9 protein-coding genes and 2 pseudogenes are annotated in these 12,140 nt (G+C 67.8%); 6 read left to right on the top strand and 5 right to left on the bottom strand.

Annotated features, from left to right (window positions below):
* The 5 genes and pseudogenes from SSOG_RS57440 to eccE all read right to left on the bottom strand — a co-directional run.
* Positions 1 to 1,315 (bottom strand): annotated as a pseudogene (locus tag SSOG_RS57440) (hypothetical protein); the annotation flags it as partial.
* Positions 1,316 to 1,556: 241 nt separating this feature from the next.
* Positions 1,557 to 1,631, bottom strand: a pseudogene (locus tag SSOG_RS57435) (SCO5717 family growth-regulating ATPase); the annotation flags it as partial.
* A gap of 577 nt (positions 1,632 to 2,208) precedes the next feature.
* Positions 2,209 to 2,439, bottom strand: coding sequence for a DUF397 domain-containing protein (locus SSOG_RS12910; RefSeq protein ID WP_039937402.1), 231 nt, complete (start codon positions 2,437 to 2,439; stop codon positions 2,209 to 2,211).
* Between the two features lie 97 nt (positions 2,440 to 2,536).
* Positions 2,537 to 3,331 carry a hypothetical protein gene (locus SSOG_RS12905; RefSeq protein WP_009714664.1) on the bottom strand — a complete coding sequence of 265 codons (795 nt, stop codon included), beginning with the start codon at positions 3,329 to 3,331 and terminating at the stop codon, positions 2,537 to 2,539.
* Complete coding sequence (gene eccE / locus SSOG_RS12900) at positions 3,331 to 4,674, bottom strand: type VII secretion protein EccE (RefSeq protein WP_009714663.1); 1,344 nt, start codon at positions 4,672 to 4,674, stop codon at positions 3,331 to 3,333. Before eccE ends, SSOG_RS12905 begins: the two co-directional genes overlap by 1 nt.
* 182 nt (positions 4,675 to 4,856) lie before the next feature.
* Between eccE and eccB the strand changes: the two genes are divergently transcribed.
* The 6 genes from eccB (at position 4,857) to SSOG_RS12865 (ending at position 12,090) form a co-directional block, all read left to right on the top strand.
* Positions 4,857 to 6,422 carry a type VII secretion protein EccB gene (eccB, locus tag SSOG_RS12895; protein WP_009714662.1) on the top strand — a complete coding sequence of 522 codons (1,566 nt, stop codon included), beginning with the start codon at positions 4,857 to 4,859 and terminating at the stop codon, positions 6,420 to 6,422.
* A gap of 15 nt (positions 6,423 to 6,437) precedes the next feature.
* Complete coding sequence (gene mycP, locus SSOG_RS12890; protein ID WP_039937399.1) at positions 6,438 to 7,706, top strand: type VII secretion-associated serine protease mycosin; 1,269 nt, start codon at positions 6,438 to 6,440, stop codon at positions 7,704 to 7,706.
* 245 nt (positions 7,707 to 7,951) lie between these two features.
* Entirely contained in the window at positions 7,952 to 8,431 is a 480-nt protein-coding gene (locus SSOG_RS46695; RefSeq protein ID WP_009714660.1) for a hypothetical protein, read from the top strand.
* A gap of 1,501 nt (positions 8,432 to 9,932) precedes the next feature.
* A complete protein-coding gene (locus SSOG_RS48350; RefSeq protein ID WP_009714658.1) occupies positions 9,933 to 11,177 on the top strand; it encodes a S8 family serine peptidase in 1,245 nt (414 codons plus the stop codon).
* A gap of 150 nt (positions 11,178 to 11,327) precedes the next feature.
* A complete protein-coding gene (locus SSOG_RS12870) occupies positions 11,328 to 11,708 on the top strand; it encodes a WXG100 family type VII secretion target (RefSeq protein WP_009714657.1) in 381 nt (126 codons plus the stop codon).
* Positions 11,709 to 11,784: 76 nt separating this feature from the next.
* Complete coding sequence (locus SSOG_RS12865) at positions 11,785 to 12,090, top strand: WXG100 family type VII secretion target (RefSeq protein WP_009714656.1); 306 nt, start codon at positions 11,785 to 11,787, stop codon at positions 12,088 to 12,090.
* The last annotated feature ends 50 nt before the right edge of the window (positions 12,091 to 12,140 follow it).

Here is a 12,140-nt window from a genome sequence, read left to right as displayed (position 1 = left end):
GACGCTGCTGCCGCTGGTCGGGCGTCGCGACGGGGAGCAGCCGGTCCGGGGATCGGCCGACGGGGCGCCACCGGTGAAGGGACCCGGGCAGCCGTAGCCGTCCTGCGGTTGCGGTTGCGGCGGTTGTTGCTGCTGCTGATGCGGGGCCTCTCCGCGGGTACGGCCCCTGGCCCTGCTGAGGCGCGGGTGCGGGCCCGGGGGCGGGCGCGTCGGGGCGCGGATAGCCGTAACCGTCCGGCGCGGGCGCCGGGGGCTGCCCGGGCTGCGGATAGCCGTAGTACGGACCCTGGGACGCCTGAGGCGCCTGGGGTCCCTGCGGGGCCGGGGGAGGAGCCTGGGGCCCCTGCGGAGCCTGCGGATGCCGCGCACTCTGCGGCCCCTGGGGACCATGCGGCCCCTGGGGACCATGCGGCCCCTGGGATCCTTGCGGGCCGGGCGCGGCAGGCCCGCCCTGGGGATAACCACCCTGCGGGGCGGCCTGGTTCGGCGCCGCGGGCTGCGGCCCCGGCGCCCCGGCGGCCGGACCGGGAGCGGGCTGACCCTGCGCACCCGCGGCCGGCGGCGCCCACGGACCGGCCTGCGGCGGCAGCGGGCCACCGGCCGCGCCGGGCCCGCCCGTACGCTGCTCCGGGACCGGGGCCGGGCCACCGCCCGTACCGCCCGACTCCGGCGCGGCGGGCTGGAAGTCCGGCGGCAGCGGCGGCAGTCCGGACTGCGGAGCCGCGGGCGGCGCCCAGTTGTTGCCGGTCTCCTGCGGCGGCGCGGCGTCGGCCGCCCCCTCCTGCGGCTCACCCTCGGCGCTCGCCGCCTTGGCGCGCTCCTCGGCCTCCCGGCGCAGCGACGCCGCGGAGAAGCGCATGGTGCCCTCGCTGCGCACCTCGCCGGTCCCGGCGCCGGAGTCGCCGTCGGCCCCGGCGGCGCCGGCTTCCGCGTCGGCGGCCTGCTTCCGCTCCGCGATCTCGCGCCGCAGCGAGGCGGTGGAGAACCGCACCGTGGAGTCGCCCTCCACGGCGCCGCTGTCGTCGCGTTCGTCGGCGCCCGTCTCGGACGCTTCGGGGGAGGCGACCGGCGGAGCCGGGGGCGCGGCGGGCGCCAGTGCGTAGTCGTCGTCCTCGCCCGAGGCGTCGGGAAGGTCGGAGGCGTGCTGCTCGACCCGGCCGCCTTCCGGCTCGCCGTCAGCCGGGGCCGGAGCGGCCGGGCTTGCGGCGAAGCCGGACAAAGAGGGTGTCCCGTCGGCCTCGCCGTCCCGCGGCCTGGCTTCCGCCTCCGCGTCCCCCGCGTCCTCGGCGGTCCCGTCCGGCGCGGCCTGGTGCACGGAGGCATCCACAGGCGCGGGCTCGGCGGAAGGCGCCGGGGGCGTCCACGTCTGGAAGCCCTCCGGCTCCGGCGGCGGCCCGGGCACGGACACCGGGTTGCCCGTCGGCGGCGGAGGCGGCGGGGCGGCGTCGCCCGCCCCCCGTGTCCGCCCCGGCCCCCGCGGCGGGTGGTGCCGACGGCGAAGCGTTCTGCGTGTACCAGGCAGGTGGGGTGTAGTCGATGGTGAACTCGCCCGTGTGCTCGGTCTCGGCGTCGGACCGATCATCGCCGGGTGTGGTTCCGCCCGTGCGGATCTCGTCCCGATCGCTGCTCACAATGCCTCCTGGTGTGGTCGAACACCCTTGAAATTCATGGCGAGGCCGATCTGTTGCCGATCGCTACTGTCGTCCGACCGTTCGGCTTTCCCCTTTTGTGGCGCCGGGGACACCTGATCAGGTTCATCACCGTGCGCACACCAAGCCTAATCACCATGAGCGGCCCTACGGCAGGCCCGTCCCGGTACTCGCGCTGTCCGCTACCTCACGACCCTCCGGAGGGACCGTGACCGGGTCGCACTCGACAACCGCAGGGCCACCGAGTAGGAGCTCATGACCTACCGATAATCGCACGACGGGGTTCAAGACCCTGCCGCTGCGTACCTCCCATCGCGTCGGCAAGGGGAGAAGAGACAAGGCCGTCCGGGAAACAAACGCCGCGTACAAGGGCGACTGCGGCAGAATGAGGGCAACTGTGGCGAAATTCGGTGTGCCACACCCGCCACCGGCGCACACACCATTGCCGGGAACGCCGCAAAGGAGGAGATTCCGGTGGTCTGTCCCCGACTCCGGTCCTCTGGCAGCGAAGGGGGCGCACCCCGTGGTGTCCGCCCCCTCAACACTTCAGCGCACCGGCTCAGCGCACGTCGAACTCACCGTCCCGCGCACCGAGCACGAACGCACGCCACTCGGCTTCCGTGTAACGCAGCACGGTGTCGGGGTCGGTCGAATTCCGCATGGCCACGGCCCCGTTGGGCAGATAAGCGATCTCCACACGTTCTTCGGTGGTGCTGTCCGGCGCGCTGTGCCACGTGACATCGGAGATGTCGAGCGCGTACAGCTCAGCCTTCTCTTTGGCGTCAGCCATCGGTGGAGAATCCCTTCCCGTTACTGCGGGCGCGCGCACCCGCACAGACCTTGCCGACAGTCTCATCCACCCTGTAGTCGGCGGCAATCGAACACCGTCAGTCCATCCGCCGGGCCGCCCCCAGGAGGCCGGATTCCACGTCGGTCGGATGCGTCGCCACGTACACCCGCGACTGACGATCACACCAAAGAGTGACTCCATCCGGCAGAGAGGACAGCGACTCGACGTCTGCCGACGGCAGCCCCATGATCCGCCCGACCTGAGCTGCCTCGTCCGGGGACACCCGCTGGATGCCGACAAGGTCGGCGTTCTCCATCAACCGCGGGGCGGCCGGGCTGAGGTACGGCAACAGGGTCAGCACCGATTGCCAGGGGGCCGATGTCACCCGCCCGCGGGGCGGTCGCATACCCGCGTCACGGATCACCAGCACCGGACTGCCGATCGAGGGCCCCTGCGGCGGCACTCGACCCACATCATGCAGCGTGAGGCTCTGATGGCCGCTGTTCGCCGCCTGCGCCAGCGAGGTCCACATGTGCTGGCGACCGGTCTCGACGGTGACTCGGGCGCCCGTGGCGACGGTGCGCAAACCGATCACCTGCGCCGTCCACAGTCCCCCGATCAGCAGGACGTTGAAGGGCGCGGGGCGGTGCAGGCCGAGCACCGCGGGTTGGTCTCGGGCACCGACTCCGATGATGACGCCGTCGTCGCTGACGGGCAGCGCCAGCGCGTCGAACTGCTCGGGGGACAGCTCGTGCCGCTGCCGCCGCGGTCCGATGAGCCCGAATCCCCTCCGTTGCCTGCGCGGCGCGGCGGCCGCTTGGCCAGGGGGCTGGCCGGGTCCTGTCGCCGGGACGGGCGACGGCCCGTTGAAGACGCTCGTGGGCGTGGCCATCAGCGAGTCCCTCCCAGAGGCAGAGTGGCGAGAACACCGGGCACCTGCTCGCGATCCAGCCGTACGAGCCCCATCCTCACCCCTCGAGCGGTGCGCTGAAGTTCCCGCCGCAAACCGACGAGGTCATCCGCGCTGCGGCCGGTGATCCGTACGTGTCCGGTCACCGTCGGGGCGTGCCGACCGCCCTGCGTGCTGCCCCGACGCAGGGTGAGGCTCAGGGTCGTCGCGAGTGCGGGCAGCGAGGTCAGCAGCGCCGCCAGTTGCGGCAGCGGCGCGCCACCCGGTCCCAGCTGTGGCCAGCGGCCGATCCAGTACGTGGTGTGCCAGCGGTCATCGCAGCGCCAGGCCCGCGCGCTTTCCAGCGTGCGCCGGTTGTGCGTGTTCGTCTGACGGGCCTGGGCGGTTGCCCTCGGATTCACGCTCGCCGCGGTCGCGACCGCGGCGGTCACGCCTTCCTCCGACAGGAGCGTCACGCCGAAACCGGCCCCTTGGAGCCTGCTCGACAGCTGATCCGCGGCACGCAGCACGCACCGCTGTGCGCCTTCCATGCCTCCGCCGCGCGCGGCGACGGCCTCCGGGCACAGCTCCGGATCGAATTTCAGAGCCACCCAGGTCAGACGGACTGAGGGTGCGCCGGTCCGCTCCTGCAACGGCGCGTAGTTGCGGACGGGGACGGTCTGCGCCGACAGGTCGGGCGTGGGAGCGGGCAGTGCGTGCTGCACGACCTGTACCGACTCCAGCAGAATTCCGTCCACATCCATGGCGTCACGCAGCAGCGCCAACGGCAGGGGGCGCTGTGCGCGCGGCGGACGCAGCGGCGAGTCCGTCGCCTCGACCTGTAGCACGGTGGTCAGGAAGGTGCCGTCCCCGACCAGGCCCACCGCCCGCCGCTCCCGATCGGTGAACGTAAGGGTGTGCAGGGCCGGTTCGCACTCCACGGCGGGCGTGAATCCGGGGTCCGTGTCCGAGCCGACCGGCTTCGACGCCTGTCGCTGCCGCCTGCGCAGCGCACTCGCGGTGCTCAGCCACTCCGGTACCGGCTGCTGATGGCGGCGGACCACGGCGAGGAGGACGAGGACCACGCCGATGATCGCGGCGGGCACCAGGAGCAGCTTGTCGATGACCCAGGCGACGAGCACGAGCGCGGCGGCCACTTCCACCAGCACGAGTTGTTGAAGCCGCAGGGGGCCCATGCTGCCGGGGCGGGACATCAGCCGTGGAGTGACGGAGGTCGCGGCCGTGCCCTCCGGGGGAGCCGGGGCAGGTGAACCCGAGCCGTTTCCACTCGGTGTTTGTCGGCCGGACGCGCTCCTCGCGCTACGTCCGCGCGTGGCGGCAGCCATCCCCGTCAGCCCCTTAAAGTCTGAAACCCGCCCGAACAGCCCGGTCGTTGGGTGCGCTCACGAGTGTCCCCGGGCTACATGAGTCAATTCACTACCGGCATAGTAGAGGGTCGGTACGACACCAGGACCGAGGGCAGGCCACCTGACTACCGAGGCCGAAAACCGGGGAGAAGCGGCTAAACATGGCATCACGGCGGGATGAACTCAACGCCTATATCTTTGCGAAGAAGCGGACAGTCGCGGCATTTCTGCAACCCACGCCCAGCGGTACCGAGGAGGGCGCGCCGCGTCCACTGCGGGCGGCTCTCCCCGGCGTCATCGTCGGTGCCCTGATTGTCGCGGGGTTCGGCGCCTGGGGGATGTTCAAGCCCGTCGCGCCCAAGGGCTGGGACGATGTCGCCTCCCACGTCATCGTGGGCAGCGATTCGACCACCCGGTACGTCGTCCTCAAGACCGACGGGAAGGTCCAGCTCCATCCCGTACTCAACTTCGCCTCCGCCAAGCTCCTCCTCGAGCCCGGAAAATCGTCGTCCACGATCCTCAAGGTGAAGGAGTCCGAGCTGGACAACGGACACATCCCGCGCGGCCCCACCATCGGCATCCCGTACGCACCGGACCGCATGCCGACGTCCGATGAGGCGAAGAAGCAAAAGGCGTGGGCGGTCTGTGAACAGCCGGGCGGCAATGGGAAGACCACGCAGAAGGCGGTCTTCGTCTTCTCGGAAAGTGATCCCAAGCTGAAGAAGCTACGCGGTTCACAGGCGCTGCGGGGCGGCCAGGCCCTCTACGTACAGGGCCAGGACGGCGCCCGTTACTTGGTGTCCCCGAACGGCACCAAATACCTGATCGGCGGCCCGGACTGGAAGCAGAAGTCCGCCGCGGACACCAGTCTCCTGCTTCGCTCGATCTTCGATGACGGCGCACAGCCCCAGAAGGTGACCAGCGACTGGCTGGCCACCCTCCGGGACGGCTCCCCCATCGACTTCCCGCAGGTCCCGGGCTCGATCGGCGATGACGCCGGAATCCCGAGCCTGGGTGACCAGGCCAACCGGGTCGGCATGGTCATCGAGGCGCCGAGCGGAACCGGAACCCAGAAGTACGTGGTGCTGCAAGGCAAGGTGCAGCGTGTCTCGGAGTTCGTCGCCAAGCTCCTCATGCGCAGCAAGAGCTCCATCAATGACGCGAGTTCGGCGATGCGCGTGAAGCCGGGCTCGTTCAACCCGGACCCCGACGAGTTCTACGGCACGAACCACTGGCCCGGCGAAATACCGGACCAGTCCAACTCCGTCGATCGCTCGGCGGGCGGGGCCACCCGCGACACCAGCTGCAACATCTTCAACGGAGTGACCCCCAAGGGCGATCCGAAGCTGACCACCTGGGCCGGCACGAACTTCCCCGCCACCATCCCGGACGGCGCCACCAGCGCCTACGTCACCCCGGGGTCGGGGCTCCTCTACCGCCAGGTCACCGGTCGCCAGATCAAGGACGGACCGGTCTTCCTGGTGACGGACACCGGCCTTCGCTATGCCGTTCCGTCGAACAACGACAGCGATGCGGGGAAGTCCAAGATCGGCGGGGAGGACAAGAAGCCCGCGACCGCCGAGTCCCAGCAGGATGTGAACAGGGCTCAGCGGAGCCTCGGTTACGAGGGGGCGAAGCCCGTTCCGGTGCCCGCCAACTGGTCCGCGTTCCTGCCGACGGGGCCACGGCTCGATTACAACAGCGCCAGGCAGCCGCAGGGGTCGTGAGACATGGGGCACTCGATGAACACGAAGTCGGTATGCGCTCTGTCGGCGGCCATGGTCCTCACCGCACTGACCGCGGCAGCCGGCCCGCACCCGGCGCCGGCGCCGCGCGTCCAGGACATGTCCCTCACGGGCAGCGGTGAATGCACCTATCCCGCCAAGCAGATCAAGGGCACGCCCTGGTCGTTGCAACGCGTTCTCCTCGACCAGCTGTGGCAGGACACCAAGGGGAAGGACGCCGAGGGCCGTCCCGTCAAAGTCGCTGTGATCGACACCGGGGTGGACAACACCAATCGACAGCTCAAGGACGCGGTCGACACGAAGGACGGCAGCGAGGTCCGCAAGGGCGGCAAGAAGAGCCTGTCCAAGGGCAAGAAGGGCGACGGCACGGACGATTCGGTCGGCCATGGCACCAAGGTGGCCGGCATCATCGCGGCACGTCCTCACTCCGGCACCGGATTCGTCGGCATCGCACCCGAATCCAAGATCATTCCGATTCGGCAGAACGACGAAAAGGGCTCCGGCACGACCGACACCATGGCCACCGCCATCGACCGGGCGGTCCAGGCGGGGGCCGGCGTCATCAACATCTCCCAGGACACCGTCAAACCGCTCGAGGCCAACAACAATCTCCAGCGGGCGGTCCAGAACGCACTGAAGGCTAATGTCGTCGTGGTCGCCTCGGCCGGAAACGACGGGCTCGACGGCAAGGTCAAGAAGACCTACCCGGCCGCCTACGACGGCGTTCTCGCGGTCGGCGCCTCGGACCGCAACAACGAGCGCGCCCCCTTCTCCCAGTCCGGTGACTTCGTCGACGTAGCCGCGCCTGGTGTCGAAATGGTCTCCACGGTCCCCAAGGGCGGCCAGTGCGTCGACAACGGCACCAGCTTCTCCGCCCCCTACGTCGCCGGCGTCGCCGCCCTGATCCGGGCGAAGCACCCCGACTGGAAGCCGCACCAGGTCGTCGCCCAGATCGGGCAGACAGCCGAACGGGTGGTCAACCACCATGACCGGTTCGTCGGTTGGGGTGTCGTCGACCCCGTCCGCGCCCTCACCGAGGATGACGCCCCCATCGACCGCGTCACCCTCGACAAGGGAGCCGCCGACAACGTCAACGCCCCCGACGCGGCGCCCATGATCCTGGGCGAGACCCCCCAGGAGCGGAAGGAACGCCTCGCGACCTACACCTTGGGCGGCGCGGCCGTCCTCGTCGCCTTCATCGCGGGCAGCGCGGCGGTCGTCAACGAACGGAACCGCCGCCGCCGTTCGTCCGCCGTGTCTGAGTAGGAGTACTCATGGCGATGTCCGATGGTGCTTATACATTGGATTGTTCGTCGTCGGTGTGGCGAAATGCGACAAGGCAGGTCAATTGGGTGATGGGCATGGTCACCGATAGCGCCGGAGTGTGTAACGGAACCGTCGAAGAGTTGCCGCCGATACGTAGTTGGGGCTGGACTGTTCGGGGGATACAGTGCTGGATGGGCGACGTGACGTCGCACGGGGAGGATGGGGGCTGATGAACGGGGGGAGTCATGGGTGAGGTGGGGGCACGGCCTGGGCTCAACGCGGGTTCAGGCATATCGAAGAAGGCCGAGACGCTGGCCCACTTCAAGAAGCAGCTCGACAAGATGCTGAAGGACCTCGAAGAGTCGCCGGCGGCGAAGAGCGAGATCAGTCGGCACCGGATCGCGGCGGCTGCTTACGGGAAGTTCCCGGCGGCTGAGGAACTGGCGGGGAGCTACCAGAGGGTCCACACTCGTCTCGAAGAACTCTCGCAGATCCTCGGAGACCAGCTCGAAGCCCTCGGGGTCACTGTCCAGCTCTCCGATCGTGGCTACGACAGCGTCGACGCCGAGCAGGCAGCCCGGCTGCAAGAGATCCACAAGCGCGCACAGAACTACTACGACAGGACAGATCCTCAGCGCGGGCGGTCGGCCGACGATGATGCCAACGCTGCCGGTAGGGACACGGGCAAGAGCGGCACGTCGGACTCGGACGAGACCTTCAGCTAATAGCGGGGAGTTGAGGCAATGGCAAGCTCAGAATTCGAGGGCATGTCTCTTGCGGAGCTGCACGCGTTGGTCGCTGACGCCGACCCAGACAAACTGACCAGCGCGGGAAGTGCGGTGGGTGACGCGAGTCCCAAAATCGACGCCATTGGGCTCGGCTTGCGTGGGTACGCGGAGCGGGTGGAATGGGAAGGCGAGGGCGCGGAGGGGTTCCGCGACTGGACCCGTGAGTTCGCCGGCGAGGTCATGAAGCTTGCTGAGTACGCGGCGGTCGTGGGCGATCAGATGGCCGCGGCGGGCCAGGCGTTGAGGGAAGCCCAGAAGGCCATCCCCAAGCCGGTGGACGCGGCTGAAGCTCATGGGGACCCCGACCTGGACGACGCGCTCCAGAAGGACGCGACGACCAACAAGCAGGCGGCCATTCACCAGTTGGAGCGGGTGACCTCGTACTACCGGTTTGCGAATGATGAAATTAAGGCACGGGAGGAGCCGAGGTTCAAGCCACTGCCCATCGACGACCGCATCCGGACGCAGGCCAGCCAGGCATACGGTTCATCTCCCGGGGCCGAAGCCTACGCGACAACTTCGAATACCAGGACTCAGGCGGATGGGTCCAGCGCACCCGAACCTCGAACTCGTGTTGCTCAGGAGACCGGACAGGACACCCGCACTGCCATTGACGGGGTGAAGTCTGTGACGCCGCCGGACGCCGCCGAGCGGCGTGTTGGCGACTCTCCACCGACTACCGTTTCTCCAGAAACACGGCGGGAAGCGACGTTGCCGCCCGCGCCGGTGAGGCCAGGGCCGTCCACTCCGACCGTGAGGCCGCCTTCGCCGAGTATCGGTCCCCCTGCGAGGAGCGTTGGACCTTCGGGCGAAAAGCCCCTGACCAGTACGTCAACCCCCAGGGGCCCGGTCCTGCCTCGGGCGGGGAACAATGAGGGAATCGTCGGCGGGAAGCAACGTCCGTTGACCAGTGGGCCGAGATTGCCTCGCTCGACGGTGATCGGTGAAGAGAGAACGTCGATGCCACGAGGGCCGGTGGTGGGAGGCGGTCCCCCCAACACCCGGGGCGGGCAGTCGATTACTGGTAACTCCATGCCGGAACGTCGGCTTTCCTCGGAATCCGGTGGACGAGTGAATCCGCCACGGGCCCCGTTTGTCCCCGAGGGAGGCAGACACGGCAATCCGGCGGCTCATCGGCAGGGGCCCGAACGTCGCTCGGTATTGGAGTCCGGAGGGTCCGTCGCGGCTCCACGTCACTCCAACCGGGAGCGAAGTGAGTTCACTCCTGGTGGCGCGGGCCTTGTCAGGGGAAGCCAGGCAGGTGTGCCAGGGCCCTCATCGCGCACTAGCGCAGTCAGGGCCAACCACGAGACGGGCGACGCGCCCGACTACCTGGTCGAAGATGAAGAGACCTGGACGTTGGGACGGCGTGACACTGTTCCTCCAGTTGTCGACTAGTGACATGAGTCCCGCAGGAAGTTGAGGAGAGCTACGCGCCATGCCAATCCCGATTCGCGCCGCGCGGAGTAACGCGCAGCGCTCGCTCGTACTGCTTACGGCGGCGCTGACTTGTTGGGCTGGAACAGTTCCGACGGCATTGGCTGAAGATGTACGGTCACGTCAGTGGTATCTGGACGCCATGAAGGTTGAGCAGATGCAGGAGGTGGCGACAGGAAGTGGCGTGACTGTCGCTGTTGTGGACACTGGCGTTGACCGTGGGGTTCCGGAGCTTCACGGGCGTGTTTTGAGCGGGAAAGTCATGGCGGGCAACTCGGCAAATGGGACCGATGACACCAATGGTCACGGCACGCACATGGCCTCCCTTATCGCAGGGACGGGATCCGGTGGCGGAATTCAAGGCGTGGCTCCTGGCGCCAAAATTCTCCCCGTGAAGAACCAGAGCGCGAACGCATTTGCTGCAGATGAGGTGATGGGTAAATCGATCCGGTTTGCGGTCGATCACGGCGCCAAAGTGATCAACATCTCGATGGGTGCTCCACGCTCCAACGAAGACGCTCCCTTCACCAAGCGTGCGGTTGATTACGCTACGTCAAAGGGGAAGTTGATCTTCGCTTCGTCGGGGAATGACGGAGACCAGGGCAATGCGTCCGATTATCCCGCAAATATTCCTGGAGTGGTCGGCGTGGGGGCAGTGGATTCCAGTGGCACTGTGGCTAAGTTTTCCACTTATGGTCCTCAAGTAGCCTTGGCCACGCCGGGAGAAGATATTCCGGGGCGCTGTAAGGACATGAAGGCGTTCTGTCGCACTAGTGGGACAAGCCCGGCCGCTGCCCTGGCTTCTGCGTCCGCCGCACTCATCTGGTCGAAGCATCCCAGCTGGACCAACAACCAGGTCCTCCGGGTCATGATGCAAACAGCGAACAAGCCGAAGGGCAAGATTCCCAGCAGGTACATCGGATACGGCATCATCCGACCCGCTCAGGTCTTGCTCGGCGGTAAGGGAAAGCCGGGCCAGGCAGATGTGAACCCGCTGCTCGAGCGCGAGGGAGCGACCACGCCGGACCCGTCTCCTTCCGCTTCGAAGTCCGGTGGCGCCCAACCGCAGCCCTCCGACTCGAACAAGCAGGCTTCCGATCAGCAGGCGGGTAAGGAAACCACTGCTGACGCCAAGTCGGGCGATAGTGGCAACACCGGCCTTTGGATTGCCTTGGGGGCAGGGGCCGCCATCGTGGTTGCCGCCGTGGCCGTTGTCATGGTGAGGCGCCGTGGCAGCCAGTACTGACATCGCCTCACTTGCCACCGGTGAAACATGTGTGGATGGCGAGCGAGGGGTTGCTGCTTCCCGCCGGACTCGGTAGGAAGCTCTGACAGGGTGAGTTGAGGGAAGAAACCCCATCTCGACTCACCAACACATCATGGGGGAAGGTGGAATATGTCGGGCGGACAGCGGCTAAGCGACGCGCACTTCGTCAAGTTCGAAAATGATCTCGGCACTGCCAGCGGACATCTCGCTGCCAACGTCAAGACTTTGTACAACGCTCTCGAGGCCGTCCAGGCCGGGTGGAAGGGCGGCGCTGCCTACAGGTTCGGCGAGGCGCAGCGGGCGCTCAACGAGAATCACGAAGCCGTACGCAAGCTGGTCGACAAGATCCAAGAGGCGGTGAACCTCACCCGCCGTGCCGGTGGCGCTAACGACCAGGAGCTCGCATCGACGCTTGGCAAGGTCGACGTCAATGGTGACAAGGCCGGTGGGGGGCTCGACAACAGCTCGCCCGACGGCATTACCCATACGAGCGCGGTCGACAAGTACTAGCCACCGAGGGCGCGGTGAGCGCCCGGTGACATAGCTGAACCGCAAACCACCGCTACACCATGAGGGGCGACGCATAGTGGCCGGAGATTCGCAGGAAATCAAAGTAACCTACAACTCGCTCGCAGACACCGCCGGTGACCTCCGGCGGGGCTCGAAAATGGTGCGTGAGCAGATCGACGCCATCATCACCGCGGTCAAGGCCGTGACAGACGGCTGGGAAGGCGAGGCGCACGAGATGATGCAGGCTGCTGAGAAGCAGTTCCGCAACCGTGCCCAGCACATCGACAGCACGCTCCAGGAGATGGCGGCCAAGATCGAGCACGGCAGCATGGACTACCGGGCGACGGACAAGAAGGCAGCCCAGCTCTTCCAGGACATCTAGGCAGCCCGGGAATCCGGTGGCCGAAGTTGGCCGCGAGCCCATGGGGGTGG

This window comes from Streptomyces himastatinicus ATCC 53653, assembly GCF_000158915.1.
In the GTDB taxonomy this organism is placed as follows: domain Bacteria; phylum Actinomycetota; class Actinomycetes; order Streptomycetales; family Streptomycetaceae; genus Streptomyces; species Streptomyces himastatinicus.
Note: the sequence above shows the minus strand (reverse complement) of the source record. Positions and strands in the feature narration are given on the sequence as shown.